The sequence below is a fragment of the Pseudomonas sp. zfem004 genome (assembly GCF_032621715.1).
Taxonomy (GTDB): Bacteria; Pseudomonadota; Gammaproteobacteria; order Pseudomonadales; family Pseudomonadaceae; genus Aquipseudomonas; species Aquipseudomonas sichuanensis.
Window position 1 is genome coordinate 90201 of sequence record NZ_JAVYJF010000005.1, and the last position, 17605, is coordinate 107805.

Here is a 17605-nt window from a genome sequence, read left to right on the forward strand (position 1 = left end):
ATCCAGCCCTCCGGGCGCCTGCAGACCATGATCAGCAACGAACTCAAAGCCACCATCCAGGGCGCCTACTCGCGTTTCCTCGAAGCCAAAAGCCTCAAGCCACGCTATGGCCAGCGCCTGATGATCGCCGAAGTGGCCAAGGTGCTCGGCGACATCGCCTGCGACGACGAAGGGCGCCGTGCCGGCGAGCCCGCCGTGGTGGCGGTCGAGGCGGGTACCGGTACCGGCAAGACCGTCGCCTACGCCCTTGCCGCGATCCCGGCCGCCAAGGCCGCCGGCAAGCGCCTGGTGATCGCCACCGCGACCGTGGCGCTGCAGGAACAGATCGTGCTCAAGGACCTGCCCGACCTGATGCGCAACAGCGGGCTGAACTTCAGCTTCGCCCTGGCCAAGGGCCGTGGCCGCTACCTGTGCCTGTCCAAGCTCGACATCCTGCTGCAGGAGGGTCACGCCCAGTCGGCCACCGCCCAGCTGTTCGAAGAGGAAGGTTTCCACATCGAAGTCGACGAGCGCAGCCAGAAGCTGTTCAACAGCATGATCGAGAAGCTCGCCGGCAACCGTTGGGACGGTGATCGCGACAGCTGGTCGGAAGCCGTCGAGGACCAGGACTGGGCACGCCTGACCACCGACCACAGCCAGTGCACCGGCCGCCATTGCCCGAACTTCCAGCAGTGCGTGTTCTACAAGGCGCGCGAAGGCATGGGCAAGGTCGATGTGATCGTCACCAACCATGACATGGTCCTCGCCGACCTGGCGCTGGGCGGCGGCGCCGTACTGCCCGACCCGCGCGACACCATGTACGTGTTCGACGAAGGCCATCACCTGCCGGACAAGGCCATCGGCCATTTTGCCCACTATTCGCGCCTGCGCTCCACCGCCGACTGGCTGGAGCAGACGGCCAAGAACCTCACCAAACTGTTGGCCCAGCACCCGCTGCCGGGCGACCTGGGGCGCTACATCGAGCAGGTGCCCGAGCTGGCCCGCGAGGTGCGCACCCAGCAGCAGTTCATGTTCACCCTGTGCGAGCAGGTTGCGGACTTTCGCACCGGTGAAGACATGGAAGGCCGCGACCGCCCGCGCTACCGCTTCGAAGGTGGAGTGGTGCCCGAGCAGATCCGCGAAGTCGGCATCGAGCTGAAAAAAGGCTTCGCTCGCCTGAATGACCTGTTCACCCGCCTGGCCGACCTGCTCAAGGAAGGCATGGACGGCGAGAACAATATCGGCATTGCCAGCCACCAGGCCGAGGAATGGTACCCGCTGTTCGGCAGCCTGGTGACCCGTGCCCAGGGTAACTGGGAACTGTGGACCGCGTTCACCGCCGAGGACCCGGAAGACAACCCGCCCATGGCGCGTTGGTTGACCCTGGCCGAAAGTGGCGCGCTGTTCGATATCGAGGTCAACGCCAGCCCGATTCTCGCCGCCGAGATGTTGCGAAAAAGCCTCTGGAACGTCGCCCATGGCGCCCTGGTGACGTCGGCGACCTTGACCGCGCTGGGCAAGTTCGATCGCTTTCGCATGCGCTCGGGGCTGCCGCGCGACGCGGTGCAGTGCGTGGTGCCCAGCCCGTTCGTGCATGGCGATGCCGGCCTGTTGCGGGTGCCCGACCTGGGCGCTGACCCGCGCGATGCCACGGCGCACACCGCATCGATCATCCGTGAGCTGCCGAACATTGTCGAAGGTGCACGGGGCGCGCTGGTGCTGTTCTCGTCGCGCAAACAGATGCAGGACGTGTTCGATGGCCTGGACCGCGACTGGCGCAAACTGGTGCTGATCCAGGGCAATCTGTCCAAGCAGGAAACCCTGAACAAGCACAAGGCGCGGGTCGACGATGGCCAGCACAGTGTGCTGTTCGGCCTGGCCAGTTTCGCCGAGGGTGTCGACCTGCCGGGCGCTTACTGCGAGCACGTTGTCATCGCCAAGATCCCATTCTCGGTGCCGGATGACCCTGTCGAGGCCGCATTGTCCGAATGGATCGAGGCCCGCGGCGGCAACCCGTTCATGGAAATCGCCGTGCCTGACGCTTCGCTCAAGCTGATCCAGGCCTGCGGCCGGCTGCTGCGTACCGAGCAGGACCGCGGCGTCATCACCTTGCTCGACCGGCGCCTGGTCACCCAGCGCTACGGCAAGGCTATTCTCAATGCGCTGCCGCCATTCCGACGGGAGATCGGTTGACCGCCGGAGCAAGACGCGTTCCTTGTTGTCCATACTCGATCGCGAGCCCATGACGGGCTCGGAAGGAGAGCCACCGCCCTATGATCCGCCGTACCCTGCCTGTGATGTTCTCCTTGTTGTTCAGTGCGCCGTTGCTGGCCGGGCAACAGACACTGTTCAGCTTCGTGCGCCCCGCCGCAGTGGTCAGCGTGACCACCCAGGACGCTGCGATGCCGCAGTACAACGCGGAGCAGACCGCCGAAGGCGAGGTGTTGCGGCGGGTGGTATTCAATCCGGTGGCGCAACCGACCTTGCGCCTGGCACCGCCGAGTGGTGCCTGGGACTGGTCGGCCGGGCAGGCCCTGACACTGCGCCTGCAAAGTGGCATGGACTGGGCACTGACCGTCGACGTGGCGGTACAGAGCAGCGATGGGCGCACCCTCACCAGCCGTATCGACTTGCCGGCAGGGCCGGCGCAGACCGTGATGATTCCCCTCAAGGCCAGCTCGCCGCTCAGCCAGGGCATGCGTGCCGGCCCGCCGATGCCATGGGTCCATGAAGGCCAGCGCCTGCTGCTGAGCAGCAGTGCAGGGGAGGTGGACCTCAAGCAAGTCACCTCTATCAGCTTGAGCATCCCCAGCCCCAAAGTCGCGCAGAGCCTGTTGATCGAGAAGGTCGGCCTGCAGGACGACGACCAGGCGTTCAAAGCCGCCTACGGCGAGCTGATTGACGGTTATGGCCAGTCCACCCGTGGGCGCTGGCCGGAAAAGATCGTCAGCGACGACCAGCTCAAGGCTGCGGACAGCCGCGAACAGGCGCAGCTGAAAAGCTGGCTGGGCGAGCGCGACAAGCTCGGCCTGGACGCCTATGGCGGCCTGCTGGCGGGGCCAGCCTTCGAGGCCAAGGGCTTCTTCCGTACGGAAAAACGCGACGGGCGCTGGTACCTGGTGACGCCCGACGGGCACCCGTTCTATTCCCTGGGCGTCAATGCCGTCGCCGCCGATGGCGGGCGTACTTACGTCGCCGGCCGCGAAAGCATGTTCAAGGCACTGCCGGCTGATGGCGAGGCGCTGGCGGCGTTCTATGGTGAAGGCAACAACGATGATGGCAACAGCTCGTCACAGGGGCGCCAGTTCAAGCAGGGGCGCTGGTTCGACTTCTATTCGGCCAACCTGCAGCGCACCTACGGCAAGCCCTGCTCGGCGTCGCCCGAACAGGCCTGCCCGCCACTGGCCCTGGACGTGCCGCGCTGGCAGGCGCACAGCCTCGATCGCCTGCAAGCCTGGGGCTTCAATACCCTGGGCAACTGGAGCGACCCTGGCTTTGCCCAGGCCAAACGCATGCCGTACACGCTGCCACTGTCGATCGTCGGCGACTACGCCAGCATCAGCACCGGCATGGATTGGTGGGGGCGCATGCCTGACCCGTTCGACCCGCGTTTCGCCATGGCCACCGAGCGCGCCGTGGCCATCGCCGCCCGTGATCACCGCGACGACCCGTGGCTGATCGGCTACTTCGCCGACAACGAACTGGCCTGGGCCGCACCAGGTGACGACCCGAGGGCCCGCTATGGGTTGGCCTACGGCACCCTGCGCCTGACCACCGATGTACCGGCCAAGCGCGCGTTCCTCAAGCAGCTGCGCGACAAGTACCGCAACCAGGAAGGGCTGTCGAAAGCCTGGGGCATCGAGCTGAAGGCCTGGGAGCTGATGGAAGACCCTGGCTTCGAGGCCCCGCTGCCTGACCCTGCACATCCGGAAATCGAGCGTGACTACCAGTACTTCCAGCAGGTGTTCGCCCAGACCTACTTCAAGACCATCTCGGATTCGCTGAAATGGCATGCCCCCAATCACCTGCTGTTGGGTGGCCGCTTCGCCGTGAGCACGCCGGAAGCGGTCAAGGCCTGCGCCGAGTTCTGCGATGTGCTCAGCTTCAACTTCTATACCCTCAAGCCCGAGGACGGTTATGACTTCGCCAGGCTGGCCGAGCTGGACAAGCCAGTGCTGGTCTCGGAGTTCCAGTTCGGCTCCCGCGACCGTGGCCCGTTCTGGCCCGGCCCGCTGGAAGTGGCCCGCGAGGAAGACCGGGGCCCGGCCTACGGCAATTTCCTCAAGGCGGCCCTGGCCCAGCCGATGATCGTCGGCGCCCATTGGTTCCAGTACCTCGACCAACCGGCCAGCGGGCGTCTGCTCGATGGCGAAAACGGTCATCTGGGGCTGGTGGCCATCACCGATGTGGCCTATCCGGGCTTTGTCGAGGCGGTGCGCCGCAGCAACCTGCAAGCCGTTGGTCAGTTGCGCAAGGCCCTCGACAAACCCGCGCAGTGACCGCCCTGCGCGCCTCGAATAACAGTTTTTCCTTACGACCACCCGGCCACATTCAGTAGGCAAAAGGGCCAACTACTGAAACAATGCACGCCTTTTTCAGCAAGGTCGTACGGAGAACAGGCGGGTGCAGATTCAGGGCCACTATGAGCTGAAGTTCGAGGCGGTGCGTGAAGCTTTCGCCGCGTTGTTCGAGGATCCCCAGGAGCGTGGTGCGGCACTGTGCATCCAGGTCGGCGGCGAGACCGTGGTCGACCTGTGGGCCGGCAGTGCCGACAAGGACGGCCGTGAGGCCTGGCACAGCGACACCATCGCCAACCTGTTTTCCTGCACCAAGACCTTCACCGCCATCACCGCCCTGCAACTGGTGGGCGAGGGCAAGCTGGCACTGGATGCGCCGGTTGCGCGCTACTGGCCGGAATTCGCCCAGGCCGGCAAGGAGCAGGTCACCCTGCGCCAGCTGCTCAGCCACCGCGCCGGCCTGCCGGCCATCCGTGAACTGTTGCCGGCCGAGGCGCTATACGACTGGCAGGCGATGGTCGACGCGCTGGCCGCCGAGGCCCCCTGGTGGACCCCAGGCACCGAGCATGGTTATGCCGCGATCACCTATGGCTGGCTGATCGGTGAGCTGATTCGCCGCGCCGATGGCCGTGGGCCGGGCGAGTCGATTGTGGCGCGCACCGCCAAACCGCTGGGCCTGGATTTCCATGTGGGCCTGGCGGACGAAGAATTCCACCGCGTGGCGCACATCGCCCGCGGCAAGGGCAACCCAGGGGATGCGGCGGCCCAGCGCCTGCTGCAGGTGACCATGCGCGAGCCCGAAGCACTGTCGACCCGCGCCTTTACCAACCCGCCGGCGATCCTCACCAGCACCAACAAGCCGGAATGGCGGCGCATGCAGCAACCGGCGGCCAATGGCCACGGCAACGCACGCAGCCTGGCGGGGTTCTACGCCGGCCTGCTCGATGGCAGCCTGCTGGAATCCGAACTGCTCGACGAGCTGACTCGCGAGCACAGCCTCGGCCAGGACCGCACCCTGCTGACCCAGACCCGCTTTGGCCTGGGCTGCATGCTTGACCAGCCCCAGGTGGCCAACGCCACCTTCGGCCTTGGCGCCCGGGCTTTCGGGCATCCGGGGGCCGGTGGCTCGGTCGGCTTTGCCGACCCCGAACACGACGTGGCCTTCGGCTTCGTTACCAATACGCTGGGCCCTTACGTGCTGATGGATCCGCGCGCGCAAAAACTGGTACGTGTGCTTGCCGGCTGCCTTTGATCGGGTGGCGCGGGTATTGCCCCGACCCTTTGACTATCCTCAGTGCCAACGCCTGAAAGGTGTGGGTAGAATTTCGTTCAATTTCATGGTGTATCACTGATGTCTTCACATAAAACCTTAGCACTTGCCCTGTGCCTGACCATGACTGGCTGCGCCAGCCACTCCCAGGACAGTTCGAAAGACGGCGGCTCGAGCTGGTGGCCGTTCGGTTCGGATAAGGTCGCCGACAAGGAAGTGAAAGCGGCCGTGACCGAAAACGTCGCCAAGGCCGACGCCAAGTCCGAGAGCGGCAGCCGCTGGTGGTGGCCATTCGGTGGCGACGAGAAAACCTCGCAAGCGGCGGCCGTGCCAAAGATCGACCAGAAGGCCACCCAGGCCTGGCTCGACCAGTACGAACCCAAGGTGCGCGAAGCCATCAAGGGCAGCAAGTTCGAGCTGGAGCGCCGTGAAGACGTGCTGGCGGTGACCATCCCGGTCGACGGCTCCTATAACCCGGACCGCCCGAACATGCTGCTGCCGGTGACCCTGAGCCCGATCACCCAGGTGGCCAAGGCCATTGAAACCGACAGCAAGACCGCCATCCTCATCCTCGGCCATGGCGATAGCAGTGGCGCCACCGCCGCCACCCAGAAGCTGAGCCTCGAGCGTGCCGCTTCGGTGTCGGCGATTTTCCGTCTCAGCGGCCTGCAACGTGATCGCCTGATGCTCAAGGGCATGGGCTCGGTCATGCCGCGCGCCGCCAACGACAGCGCCCCGGGCCGTGCCCTGAACCGCCGTGTCGAATTGCTGCTGACGCCCAAGGACACCATGGTCGCCCTGTTGGCCAAGTACCAGCAGGCCGCGCCTGCGCCGGCCGCCGCGCCGATGGTTGCGGTGCAGGACACCAAGGCCCCGGCCGCCAAGGCCGCAGCCGCCAAACCGGCCGCCAAGCCTGCGGCGAAAAAACCTGCCGCCAAAGCCAAGGCTCCGGCCAAGGCCACTACGGCTGCGAAAAAGAAAGCCGCACCGGCCAAACCTGCCGCGAAGAAGGCCAGCACCGACAAGAAAGTCGCCGCCAACAGCCCTGCGAAGACCAACTGATCGTCAAGGAAACGCAGCCATGACCCAATCCCTGGCCGATATGCGCCGCGACTACACCCGTGATGGCCTGGCCGAAGCCCAGGCGCCGGGTGAGCCGTTCGCGCTGTTCCACCAATGGTTCGCCGATGCGGTGAAGACCGAGCAGCTGCCGGTGGAAGCCAACGCCATGACCCTGGCCACTGTCGATGCCGACGGCCGCCCGCATTGCCGGGTGCTGTTGCTCAAGGCCCTCGATGCCCAGGGTTTCACCTTCTTCACCAACTACGAAAGCGCCAAGGGCCAGCACATCGCGGCCAGGCCATTTGCGGCCATGACCTTCTTCTGGCCGGCGCTGGAGCGTCAGGTGCGGATCGAGGGGCGGGTGGAAAAGGTCACGGCCAAGGAGTCGGACGATTACTATCAGGTGCGCCCGCTGGGCAGCCGCCTGGGGGCCTGGGCGTCGCCGCAGAGCCGGGTGATCGCTGATCGCGAGGAGCTGGAAGGGCTGGTCAAGGCCACCGAGGCGCGCTTCTCCGATACGCAACCCCATTGCCCCGAGCACTGGGGTGGCTATCGCTTGCTGCCAGAGCGCATCGAGTTCTGGCAGGGCCGCGCCAGCCGCTTGCATGATCGCCTGAACTATCGGCTGGTGGATGGCCAGTGGCAGCGTGAGCGCCTGGCACCTTAACCCTTGAACGCAGCGGCCTCGCGCTCCAGCCAGGCCGCCAGCGTTTTGCGTTTGATCTTTTCTGCCTGCGCCCGCTCCAGCAACTGGAGCATGAATGCCTGCTTCGCCGGATCCTGCCCGGCCAGCGAGAGCGCCAGGTCACGGTCCATCCAGCGCCTCATTCGCACATACAGCCAGCCGTGGAAGTACAGGCCGGCGACTGTCGTCACCACGACGATGAAGTAATCCATGGCTATTCTTGGTCCAACCTGAGTGTCCCGTGCACAGCCGATGGTGGCTGTACCTGAGCTGAATGGGAACAAATTTATAACGTTTGCGCCGTGACACCCGTCAAGGCGAGGCGTCTAATGAGCACCTGAAACTTTTGGAGATTGTCCTCATGCGTAAATCCGTTTTGCTGGTGGCGAGCTTCACCACCATGGCGTTGTTGCTGGGCGGCTGCCAGTCGTCGCTGACCGGTGACAGCTACTCCCGTGATGAGGCCCGCCGCGTGCAGACCGTGCGCATGGGCACCATCGAATCGCTGCGTCCCGTGAAGATCGAAGGCACCAAGACGCCAATCGGTGGTGGTGCCGGCGCCATTGTTGGTGGTGTTGCCGGCAGTGCGGTTGGCGGTGGCCGTGGCAGCATCGTTGCTGCTGTGATCGGTGCCGTGGCTGGTGGCCTGGCCGGTTCCGCCGCCGAAGAAGGCCTGACCCGCACCCAGGGCGTCGAGATCACCGTGCGTGAAGACGATGGCAGCATGCGCGCCTATGTGCAGCAGGTGCAGCAGAACGAAATCTTCCGCGTTGGCGAGCGTGTGCGCATCATGACTGTCGATGGCACCAGCCGCGTCACGCACTGATCGCCAGACAAAACAAACCCCGACACGGCATTGCCGGTCGGGGTTTCTTTTTGCCTGCTGGAGTCAGCGCACAGCGGTTTTGCGGCTCGCCATGGCAGTGATCAGGTAACCGACCACGGCGGCGAAGAAGGAACCGGTGAGGATGCCCATGCGGTCCATGCCCGCGTAGTCGCTGCTACCCGGTACGAAGGCCAGGGAGCCGACGAACAGGCTCATGGTGAAGCCGATGCCGCAGAGGATCGCCACCCCGAGCACCTGCCCCCAGTTGGCTTCGGCCGGCAGCGCGGCCAGGCGCAGCTTGACGGCAAGCCAGGTCAGGCCGAACACCCCGACCGTCTTGCCGGCCAGCAGGCCGAGGGTGATGCCCATGGGCACCGGATGGGTAAAGCTTTCCAGGGTGACACCGGCCAGCGAAACCCCGGCGTTGGCAAAGGCGAACAGCGGCAGGATGGCGTAGGCGACCCAGGGGTGCAACGCGTGTTCCAGGCTCAGCAACGGCGAGGTTTCGGCGTGCTTGGTACGCAGCGGGATGCACAGGGCCAGGGCCACACCGGCAAGGGTGGCATGCACACCGCTCTTGAGCACGCAGACCCAGAGAATCAGGCCGATCACCAGGTAAGGGCCCAGCTTGACCACCCCCAGGCGGTTCATGGCGAGCAAGGCGATCAGGCAGGCGCCGGCCAGCATCAGCGACAGGCTGGAGAGGGTGCCGGAATAGAACAGGGCGATGACGATGATCGCGCCCAGGTCGTCGATGATCGCCAGGGTCATCAGGAACAGCTTCAGCGACACCGGCACACGCTTGCCCAGCAATGCGAGCACGCCCAGTGCGAAGGCAATGTCGGTGGCGGTAGGGATCGCCCAGCCGGCCACGGCAGCCGGGTTGTCGCGGTTGATGAACCAATAGATCAGCGCCGGCACCACCATGCCGCCGACGGCGGCAGTGGCGGGCAGGATCACCTGCGAAGGCTTGGACAGGTGGCCGTCGACCACCTCGCGCTTGACCTCCAGGCCGATGAGCAGGAAGAACAGCGCCATCAGGCCATCGTTGATCCACAGCAGCAGTGGCTTGGCGATCTCGAGGGCGCCGACCTGGACGGCGACCGGTACTTCGAGCAGGCCGTTGTACAGATAGGAAAGCGGCGAATTGTTGATGATCAGGGCCAGCACGGCGGCGGCGATCAGCAGCAGGCCGCTGGCGGCTTCCAATTGGAAGAAACGAGCGAAGAGGCTACGCACGGGTGAGGGCTCTCCAAATAGCTGGATTGAAACGGGCGTACACCCTAGCGTGTGGGGATATTCTTTAAAACAAAAACTATATTCGTTTTTGTTATAAGGTGTTGCAAGTTTGACTGGGCAAGCCTAGACGGCAATGCGGAAAAGGGCAGGAAGGTAATTCTCAGAAGTGGGTCGGAAAAATCCGAGAGCGACTGCAGGCCTGTGCCGCCAAGGCGACACAGGCCTGCCCAACGGTCAGTCGCTCAGGCCCAGCATGTCCCGCGCTACGGCTTCGGCGATGCGGATGCCGTCGACACCGGCGGACAGGATGCCGCCAGCGTAGCCCGCGCCTTCACCCGCCGGGAACAGGCCCTTGAGGTTCAGGCTCTGGAAGCTGTCGTCACGGGTGATGCGCAGCGGCGAGGAGGTGCGCGTTTCGATCCCGGTCAGCACGGCGTCATGCAGGCTGTAGCCCTTGATCTGGCGGTCGAAGGCCGGCAGTGCCTCGCGGATGGCTTCGATGGCGAAGGCAGGCAGGCTTGCCGCCAGGTCACAGAGGGTGACGCCCGGCTTGTACGAAGGCTCGACGCTGCCTAGCGCCGTGGACGCACGGCCGGCCACGAAGTCTCCGACCAACTGCGCCGGTGCCTGGTAGTTGCTGCCGCCCATCACGTAGGCGTGGGATTCCAGGCGCTCCTGGAGTTCGATGCCGGCCAGCGGGCTGCCTGGGTAATCGCGCTCCGGGTCGATGCCGACGACCAGCCCCGAGTTGGCGTTGCGCTCGTTGCGCGAGTACTGGCTCATACCGTTGGTGACCACACGGCCCGGTTCGCTGGTGGCGGCGACCACGGTGCCGCCCGGGCACATGCAGAAGCTGTAGACCGAGCGGCCGTTCTTGGCGTGATAAACCAGCTTGTAGTCAGCAGCACCCAGCTTCGGATGGCCAGCGTACTTGCCCAGGCGCGCCTTGTCGATCAGCGACTGTGGGTGCTCGATGCGGAAACCGACCGAGAACGGCTTGGCCTCCATGAACACGCCCTTGGCGTGGAGCATGCGGAACGTGTCACGGGCGCTGTGGCCCAGGGCCAGGACCACATGGCGCGACAGCAACTGCTCGCCGCTCTGCAGGACCACGCCGGTCAGTTGCTCGCCATCGACCAGCAGGTCGGTGACCTTCTGCTCGAAGCGCACTTCACCGCCCAGGCTGATGATCTCTTCGCGCATCTTCTCGACCATGCTGGTCAGGCGGAAGGTGCCGATGTGCGGCTTGTTGATGTAGAGGATTTCTTCCGGCGCACCGGCCTTGACGAACTCTTCCAGCACCTTGCGGCCATGGTGCTGCGGGTCCTTGATCTGGCTGTACAGCTTGCCGTCGGAGAAGGTCCCGGCGCCGCCTTCGCCGAACTGCACGTTGGACTCGGGGTTGAGCACGCTCTTGCGCCACAGGCCCCAGGTGTCCTTGGTGCGCTGGCGCACTTCCTTGCCGCGCTCGAGGACGATCGGCTTGAAGCCCATTTGTGCCAGCAACAGGCCGGCGAAGATGCCGCACGGGCCGAAGCCGACCACCACCGGGCGTTCCTGCACTGCCGCTGTGGCGTGGCCGACGAACTTGTAGCTGACGTCCGGGGCGACGCTGATTTTCGGATCGTCGGCGAACACCCGCAGCAGTTCGTCTTCGTTGCTGGTTTCGAGGTCGATGGTGTAGATGAACAGCAGCTCGCTGTTCTTCTTGCGCGCATCGTAGCTGCGCTTGAACAGGGTGAAACCGAGCAGTTGCTCATCCGCGATGCCCAGGCGCTGGACGATGGCTGCGCGCAGCTCGTCGTCGGAGTGGTCCAGGGGCAGCTTGAGTTCGGTGATTCGTAGCATGGCAGGGTCCAGTATCCCGGCCATGGGCGGCCGGCGGCTTTACACAAACCGCCAAGTATAAGCTGTTCGCCGCCCCGACTGGCAGGATAAAAGCACCCGGCGATCAGAGGTCGCGGGCACCGCCGTAGTAAGCGCAGCCCTTGAGGGTCTGGCCGTCGATGCGCAGCTCGGCCTTGAGGTGGCGGATCGCGCCGGTGGCAACGTCGACGCAGCGCTGCGGCGCGACCCACAGCTCGACACGCTGGCCGTTGGCTTCGCTGGACAGGCTCAGGCCGCCGCCGGGCAGCTCTTCTTCGAGGAACGGCAGCGGCAGCGGTTCCTGGCCGACGCGGTTGAGCACCATGCCTTTGCCGCTGGCCTTGATGTCCCAGTCCGGCTCGTGGCCGCCGGCGCGCAGGGTCAGTTGCTTGAAGTTGGGGTCTTCGCAACCGTGGGCGGTGGGTTCCAGGCGGTACAGGCGGGTGACGTCGATCTGGCCGTCGCTGCCGGCCTGCTTGCTGCCGGTCAGGCGGCCGCGCAGGTCGCTGAACAGTTTGGCCTTGGAGTCCTTGGCCAGGTTGGCGGCTTCTTGCAGGATCGCGGTGCTGCCGGCGTCATTGATGATGAACTGACGGGCTTCGTTGCAGGGTTTGAACAGCAGGTGGCCGCCACCGGCGCTGAGTTCGCCCTGCATGCGCGTGGTGCCGAGGTTCGGGTCGACCGGATTTTCGGCCAGCACCTGGCAGCCAGCGAACAGGGGCAGCAGGGCGGCGAGCAACAGGGGAGGGGTGAGGCGCATCGGGCGGGCTCCGGGGAACTGTGCAAAAGAGCTGGCCACGTTACTCAGGGTGGGCGGGGATCACAAGGGCCTCATCGCGGGGCAAGCCCGCACAGGCACAAGAAAAAAGGGCCCGAAGGCCCTTTGATCTTTCAACCCCCCAGGTACGCGTCACGCACCTTCGGATCGGTCAGCAGCGCTTCACCGGTACCCTGCATCACCACCTTGCCGTTCTCCAGCACATAGGCTCGGTCGGCGATCTTCAGCGCCTGGTTGGCGTTCTGCTCCACCAGGAACACCGTCACGCCATCGCGGCGCAGCTGTTCGATGATGTCGAAGATCTGCTGGATGATGATCGGCGCCAGGCCCAGCGAAGGCTCGTCGAGCAGCAACAGCTTGGGCTTGCTCATCAGTGCACGGCCGATGGCCAGCATCTGCTGTTCGCCACCGGACATAGTGCCGCCGCGCTGGATATAGCGCTCCTTCAGGCGCGGGAACAGCTGCAGGACCTTGTCCAGCTGCTCCTGGTAGTCGCCCTTGTCGGTGAAGAAACCGCCCATGGCCAGGTTTTCCTCGACGGTCAGGCGAGAGAACACGCGGCGGCCTTCCGGCACCACCGCGATGCTCTTGCGCATGATGTGCGAGGAGCTTTGGCCGACCAGCTCTTCACCCAGGTACTTGATGCTGCCGCTGCTCGCCTGGGGCGAACCGCAGAGAGTCATCAGCAGGGTCGACTTGCCGGCGCCGTTGGCACCGATCAGGGTGACGATTTCGCCCTGGTTGATCTCTACGTTGACGCTGTGCAGCGCCTGGATCTTGCCGTAGAAGGTGGAAACGTTCTCGAACTTCAGCATTTACGCCTCCCCCAGGTAGGCCTTGATCACATCAGGGTTGCCGCGAATCTCTTCCGGCGTGCCATCGGCCAGGGGCGTGCCCTGGTTGATGACCACGATGTGGTCGGAGATGCTCATCACCAGTTTCATGTCGTGCTCGATCAGCAGCACGGTCACGTTGTGGGCTTCACGCAGGTAGCTGATGAGCGCCTTGAGGTCTTCGGTTTCCTTGGGGTTCAGGCCGGCGGCCGGTTCGTCGAGCATGATGATCCGTGGCTGGGTCATCATGCAGCGGGCGATTTCCAGGCGCCGTTGCTGGCCATAGGCGAGGGTGCCGGCGGTACGGTTGGCGAACTCGGTCAGGTTGACCTTCTCCAGCCAGTACTGCGCGCGTTCCATGGCCTCTTTTTCGCTGCGGCGGAAGCTCGGGGTCTTGAACAGGCCGGCGAAGAAGTTGGTGTTGAGGTGGCGGTGCTGGGCGATCAGCAGGTTCTCCAGCGCGGTCATTTCCTTGAACAGGCGCACGTTCTGGAAGGTCCGCACCACGCCCTTGCGGGCGATTTGATGGCCGGCCAGGCCCTGGATCGGCTGGCCGTCGAGCAGGATGGTGCCGCCGCTGGGTTTGTAGAAGCCGGTCAGGCAGTTGAACACGGTGGTCTTGCCGGCGCCGTTCGGGCCGATCAATGCCACCACCTGTTTCTCCTTGACGGTCAGGCCTACGCCGTTGACCGCCAACAAGCCGCCGAAGCGCATGCTCAGGCCGCTGACTTGCAGAATTTCGCGGCTCATCGAGGCAGCTCCAGGTGAGGGCGTTGCATGGGCAGCAGGCCCTGCGGACGCCAGATCATCATCAACACCATCAGCGCACCGAACATCAGCATCCGGTATTCGCTGAACTCACGCATCATCTCCGGCAGCAGGATCATCACGATGGCCGCGAGAATCACGCCCAACTGCGAACCCATGCCACCCAGCACGACGATGGCGAGGATGATCGCCGACTCGATGAAGGTGAACGACTCCGGTGTCACCAGCCCTTGGCGGGCGGCGAAGAAGCTGCCGGCGAAACCGGCGAAGCAGGCACCCAGGGTGAATGCCGAGAGCTTGATCACGGTGGGGTTCAGGCCCAGCGCACGGCAGGCGATCTCGTCTTCACGCAGCGCTTCCCAGGCACGGCCGATCGGCATGCGCAGCAGGCGGTTGATGACGAACAGCGCCAGCAGGGCCAGCAGCAGGGCGACCAGGTAGAGGAAGATGACCTTGTTGATCGAGTTGTATTCCAGCCCGAAGAACTCGTGGAAGGTCTGCATGCCTTCGGCAGCTTTACGTTCGAAGGTCAGGCCGAAGAACTCCGGCTTGGGGATGTTGCTGATGCCGTTGGGGCCGCCGGTCCAGTCGGTGAGGTTACGCAGGAACAGGCGAATGATCTCGCCGAAGCCCAGCGTAACGATCGCCAGGTAGTCGCCGCGCAGGCGCAGCACCGGGAAACCGAGCAGGAAGCCGAAGGTGGCTGCCATCAGGCCGGCGATCGGCAGGCACACCCAGAAGCTCCAGCCCAGGTAGTGCGAGAGCATCGCGTAGCTGTAGGCGCCGACGGCGTAGAAACCGACATAACCCAGGTCGAGCAGGCCCGCCAGGCCGACCACGATGTTCAGGCCCAGGCCCAGCAACACGTAGATCAGGATCAGGGTGGCGATGTCGACCGCGCCGCGCGAGCCGAAGAACGGCCAGATCAGGGCGGCGACGATCAGGCCGATGATCACCCAGCGCTGGGTTTTCGGCAGGGTGAGGAAGTTGCTCACCGAAGGCGGCACCAGCTTGCGGTCCGAGCGGCGGCCCATCACCGCGCTCCACTGCTTGTCGAACAGCACGCGCAGGAACATCAGCAGCGAGCACACGGCAATGATGCTGATGGTGAACGAGCCCTGGCTGTGAACGATCAGGCTGATGCCATCGATGCTCAGTTTCAGGCCCAGCACCGGGAAGGCCACGGCCCAGACCAGCAAGGCGCTGAAGAACGCCTGTTTGAGATTTCTGTTCATACTTTTTCAACCTCCGGGCGGCCCAGGATGCCGGTCGGCCGGAACAGCAGGACAAGAACCAAAAGACCGAATGCCACCACGTCCTTGTACTGGTCGCCGAAGATGTCGGCGCCGAACGCTTCGGCCACGCCCAGCACCAGCCCGCCGAGCATGGCGCCCGGAATGCTGCCGATGCCGCCCAGTACCGCCGCGGTGAAGGCCTTCAGGCCCACCAGGAAACCGGCGTTGGGGTTGATCACCCCGTACTGCATGCTCAGCAGCACGGCCGCCACCGCCGCCAGCGCGGCACCGATGACGAAGGTCAGGGCGATGATGTTGTTGGTGTTGATACCCAGCAGGTTGGCCATCTTGATGTCCTCGGCGCAGGCGCGGCAGGCGCGGCCCAGGCGGGAACGGGAGATGAACAGGGTCAGGCAGGTCATGGCGATCAATGTCACCACGAAGACCAGGATCTGCATGTAGCTGATCAGGACTTCTTCCGCGCCGCCCGGCCCGAAGGAAAGGCTCCCGGGGATCAGGTTGGGGATGGATTTGTCCTTGGAATCCTGGGACAGCAACACGGTGTTCTGCAGGAAGATCGACATGCCGATGGCGGAGATCAGCGGGATCAGCCGGTTGCTGTTGCGCAGCGGCCGGTAGGCGACCCGTTCGATGCTGTAGCCGTAGGCACTGGTGACGCAGATGGTGGCGACGAAGGCCACGGTCATCAGGATCGGCAGCGAATGGATACCCATCATGGCCAGCCCGGCAAGGGCGATGAAGGCCACGTAGGAACCGATCATGTACACCTCGCCGTGGGCGAAGTTGATCATGCCGATGATGCCGTACACCATCGTGTAACCGATGGCGATCAGGGCATAGGTACTGCCGATGGTCAGTCCGTTAACCAGTTGTTGTAGGAAATGGTAGATCTCAGGCATTACAGCGCTCCTAAAAACCTGATTTGCATTTCACTGGTGGGGGATGACCCCGGCCCATGTTCTCGTGGTCTTCGCCACGTGATCTTTTGCGGGCACTGCCAGGAAACCGCGGGTGACGGTTTTAAGATTTTCAGGTGGACCGGCCCCCGGATCGCGGGGATCAGGCCCATAGAACCTCGTAAAACAAAGCCCACTGCTCGCACAGTGGGCTTCTCGGTCAGCTATTAGTCACGCAGTTACTGAGGAGAGACTTCGGTCTTCGGCTTGCCGAAGTGCCATTCGTAGACCACGAACTTGAAGTCTTTCAGGTCGCCTTTCTCGTCGTAGGACAGCTCGCCGGTCGGGGTCTTGAACTTGCCGGCGTGGATGGCTGCAGCCACCTTGTCGGTGTCTTCGGACTTGGCGGCCTTGATGCCTTCGGCGATCAGCTCCACAGCCGAGTAGGCCGGGAACACGAACGGACCGCTCGGGTCTTTGCCGTCAGCCTTGATGGCGTCGACGATGGCCTTGTTCGCCGGGTCCTGGTCGAAGGACTTCGGCAGGGTCACCAGCAGGCCTTCGGAGGCGTTCTGGGCGATCTGCGAGATGGAGTCGTTACCCACGCCTTCCGGGCCCATGAACTTGGCTTTCAGGCCCTTTTCCTGTGCCTGGCGCAGGATCAGGCCCAGCTCTGGGTGGTAGCCGCCGTAGTAGACGAAGTCGACGTTGTTCTGCTTGAGCTTCTGGATGATCGAGGAGAAGTCCTTGTCACCGGCGTTCAGGCCTTCGAAGACGGCAACCTTGGTGCCTTTCTTCTCGAGGGTCTGCTTGACCGCGGTGGCGATGCCTTCACCGTACTGCTGCTTGTCGTGCAGTACCGCGACCACTTTCGGTTTGACGTGGTCGGCGATGTAGTTGCCGGCGGCCGGGCCCTGGGCGCTGTCCAGGCCGATGGTGCGGAAGATCAGCTTGTAGCCACGGGCGGTGATTTCCGGCGAGGTGGCGGCCGGGGTGATCATGATCACGCCTTCGTCTTCGTAGATGTCGGACGCAGGCTGGGTGGAGCTGGAGCACAGGTGGCCGATCACGAACTTGACGCCGTCGTTGACCACTTTGTTGGCGACTGCAACGGCCTGTTTAGGGTCGCACGCGTCGTCGTATTCCTTGGCTTCGAGCATCTTGCCATCGACGCCGCCCTTGGCGTTGATGTCCTTGATGGCCTGTTTGGCGCCGATGAACTGCATGTCGCCGTACTGGGTGACCGGACCGGTCTTCGGGCCGGCGATGCCGATCTTGATGGTATCGGCGGCAAACGAATGGCTGGCAACCCCGGCCAGAACCATTGCGGCGAACAGCTTGGAAATCTTGATCATAGTGCTCCACTCATTCTGTTGTAATTCTTATAGTCCTGGAGGCCAGGCCTACAGACCGGGCGGGATTTGCGGCTGGCTACGCCTAACCGGCAACCCCACCTTCCCCCGGAACATGTCCCGGAACTGTACCGGTACAGTGTAGAGCGCCGTCCGAGCGCTTGAAAAGCGGGCGAAAAGCGTCTGTTTCCTGGGGTGTCGCCTGATCGACATAAAGATACAGAAAAGCGCCATCACTTTGCCTGCACTCTCGACTCGCCCCCACAAGTTCGCGCCGA

The 17605-nt window shown here is 64.1% G+C and carries 15 protein-coding genes; 6 read left to right on the forward strand and 9 right to left on the reverse strand.

Going from position 1 to position 17605, the window contains the following annotated elements; genetic code table 11:
- The first annotated feature begins 27 nt into the window (after positions 1 to 27).
- The 5 genes from dinG to pdxH all read left to right on the forward strand — a co-directional run bounded on the left by dinG (position 28) and on the right by pdxH (position 7495).
- Positions 28 to 2172 carry an ATP-dependent DNA helicase DinG gene (gene dinG, locus RTH46_RS07360; protein ID WP_279847314.1) on the forward strand — a complete coding sequence of 715 codons (2145 nt, stop codon included), beginning with the start codon at positions 28 to 30 and terminating at the stop codon, positions 2170 to 2172.
- Between the two features lie 80 nt (positions 2173 to 2252).
- The gene (locus RTH46_RS07365; protein ID WP_316905332.1) at positions 2253 to 4478 is read left to right on the forward strand and encodes a beta-agarase; all 2226 of its coding nucleotides are present in this window, start codon (positions 2253 to 2255) and stop codon (positions 4476 to 4478) included.
- Positions 4479 to 4602: 124 nt separating this feature from the next.
- The gene (locus RTH46_RS07370) at positions 4603 to 5748 is read left to right on the forward strand and encodes a serine hydrolase domain-containing protein (protein WP_316905333.1); all 1146 of its coding nucleotides are present in this window, start codon (positions 4603 to 4605) and stop codon (positions 5746 to 5748) included.
- Between the two features lie 99 nt (positions 5749 to 5847).
- Positions 5848 to 6828 carry an OmpA family protein gene (locus RTH46_RS07375; RefSeq protein ID WP_153786232.1) on the forward strand — a complete coding sequence of 327 codons (981 nt, stop codon included), beginning with the start codon at positions 5848 to 5850 and terminating at the stop codon, positions 6826 to 6828.
- Positions 6829 to 6847: 19 nt separating this feature from the next.
- Positions 6848 to 7495: a pyridoxamine 5'-phosphate oxidase gene (gene pdxH, locus RTH46_RS07380; RefSeq protein WP_153786231.1), complete on the forward strand. Its 648-nt coding sequence runs from the start codon at positions 6848 to 6850 to the stop codon at positions 7493 to 7495.
- Here pdxH and RTH46_RS07385 read toward each other — a convergent pair.
- Positions 7492 to 7725, reverse strand: a complete 234-nt coding sequence (locus RTH46_RS07385) for a hypothetical protein (RefSeq protein ID WP_316905334.1) — start codon at positions 7723 to 7725, stop codon at positions 7492 to 7494. The two genes, pdxH and RTH46_RS07385, sit on opposite strands and share 4 nt — an antisense overlap.
- A gap of 149 nt (positions 7726 to 7874) precedes the next feature.
- Here RTH46_RS07385 and RTH46_RS07390 point away from each other — a divergent pair, with 149 nt between their 5' ends.
- Positions 7875 to 8339, forward strand: coding sequence for a glycine zipper 2TM domain-containing protein (locus RTH46_RS07390; protein WP_110996277.1), 465 nt, complete (start codon positions 7875 to 7877; stop codon positions 8337 to 8339).
- Between the two features lie 63 nt (positions 8340 to 8402).
- Here the strand turns inward: RTH46_RS07390 and nhaA are convergent, their stop codons facing one another.
- The 8 genes from nhaA to RTH46_RS07430 form a co-directional block, all read right to left on the reverse strand.
- A complete protein-coding gene (gene nhaA, locus RTH46_RS07395) occupies positions 8403 to 9578 on the reverse strand; it encodes a Na+/H+ antiporter NhaA (protein WP_153786229.1) in 1176 nt (391 codons plus the stop codon).
- A gap of 234 nt (positions 9579 to 9812) precedes the next feature.
- Positions 9813 to 11426 carry an NAD(P)/FAD-dependent oxidoreductase gene (locus tag RTH46_RS07400; protein ID WP_153786228.1) on the reverse strand — a complete coding sequence of 538 codons (1614 nt, stop codon included), beginning with the start codon at positions 11424 to 11426 and terminating at the stop codon, positions 9813 to 9815.
- Between the two features lie 103 nt (positions 11427 to 11529).
- On the reverse strand, positions 11530 to 12204 hold the full coding sequence (locus tag RTH46_RS07405; RefSeq protein WP_316905335.1) for a hypothetical protein: 675 nt from the start codon (positions 12202 to 12204) through the stop codon (positions 11530 to 11532).
- A gap of 131 nt (positions 12205 to 12335) precedes the next feature.
- Positions 12336 to 13037: an ABC transporter ATP-binding protein gene (locus tag RTH46_RS07410; RefSeq protein ID WP_011532591.1), complete on the reverse strand. Its 702-nt coding sequence runs from the start codon at positions 13035 to 13037 to the stop codon at positions 12336 to 12338.
- Positions 13038 to 13805 (reverse strand): high-affinity branched-chain amino acid ABC transporter ATP-binding protein LivG, encoded by a 768-nt coding sequence (gene livG / locus RTH46_RS07415; RefSeq protein ID WP_153786226.1) that lies wholly within the window; start codon positions 13803 to 13805, stop codon positions 13038 to 13040.
- Positions 13802 to 15058 carry a high-affinity branched-chain amino acid ABC transporter permease LivM gene (locus RTH46_RS07420; RefSeq protein WP_153786225.1) on the reverse strand — a complete coding sequence of 419 codons (1257 nt, stop codon included), beginning with the start codon at positions 15056 to 15058 and terminating at the stop codon, positions 13802 to 13804. The genes livG and RTH46_RS07420 overlap by 4 nt, the downstream gene beginning before the upstream one ends.
- Positions 15055 to 15978 carry a high-affinity branched-chain amino acid ABC transporter permease LivH gene (livH, locus tag RTH46_RS07425; protein ID WP_153786224.1) on the reverse strand — a complete coding sequence of 308 codons (924 nt, stop codon included), beginning with the start codon at positions 15976 to 15978 and terminating at the stop codon, positions 15055 to 15057. Before livH ends, RTH46_RS07420 begins: the two co-directional genes overlap by 4 nt.
- A gap of 236 nt (positions 15979 to 16214) precedes the next feature.
- Positions 16215 to 17330, reverse strand: a complete 1116-nt coding sequence (locus RTH46_RS07430; protein WP_125462913.1) for a branched-chain amino acid ABC transporter substrate-binding protein — start codon at positions 17328 to 17330, stop codon at positions 16215 to 16217.
- Positions 17331 to 17605 lie beyond the last annotated feature (275 nt).

Bases quoted from the DNA above. Each gene is read 5' to 3' on its own strand.
- dinG (WP_279847314.1), top strand. From the start codon at position 28: ATGATCAGCAACGAACTCAAAGCCACCATCCAGGGCGCCTACTCGCGT.
- RTH46_RS07365 (WP_316905332.1), top strand. From the start codon at position 2,253: ATGATCCGCCGTACCCTGCCTGTGATGTTCTCCTTGTTGTTCAGTGCG.
- RTH46_RS07375 (WP_153786232.1), top strand. From the start codon at position 5,848: ATGTCTTCACATAAAACCTTAGCACTTGCCCTGTGCCTGACCATGACT.
- pdxH (WP_153786231.1), top strand. From the start codon at position 6,848: ATGACCCAATCCCTGGCCGATATGCGCCGCGACTACACCCGTGATGGC.
- RTH46_RS07385 (WP_316905334.1), bottom strand. From the start codon at position 7,725: ATGGATTACTTCATCGTCGTGGTGACGACAGTCGCCGGCCTGTACTTC.
- RTH46_RS07390 (WP_110996277.1), top strand. From the start codon at position 7,875: ATGCGTAAATCCGTTTTGCTGGTGGCGAGCTTCACCACCATGGCGTTG.
- RTH46_RS07400 (WP_153786228.1), bottom strand. From the start codon at position 11,426: ATGCTACGAATCACCGAACTCAAGCTGCCCCTGGACCACTCCGACGAC.
- RTH46_RS07405 (WP_316905335.1), bottom strand. From the start codon at position 12,204: ATGCGCCTCACCCCTCCCCTGTTGCTCGCCGCCCTGCTGCCCCTGTTC.
- RTH46_RS07410 (WP_011532591.1), bottom strand. From the start codon at position 13,037: ATGCTGAAGTTCGAGAACGTTTCCACCTTCTACGGCAAGATCCAGGCG.
- livG (WP_153786226.1), bottom strand. From the start codon at position 13,805: ATGAGCCGCGAAATTCTGCAAGTCAGCGGCCTGAGCATGCGCTTCGGC.
- RTH46_RS07420 (WP_153786225.1), bottom strand. From the start codon at position 15,058: ATGAACAGAAATCTCAAACAGGCGTTCTTCAGCGCCTTGCTGGTCTGG.
- livH (WP_153786224.1), bottom strand. From the start codon at position 15,978: ATGCCTGAGATCTACCATTTCCTACAACAACTGGTTAACGGACTGACC.
- RTH46_RS07430 (WP_125462913.1), bottom strand. From the start codon at position 17,330: ATGATCAAGATTTCCAAGCTGTTCGCCGCAATGGTTCTGGCCGGGGTT.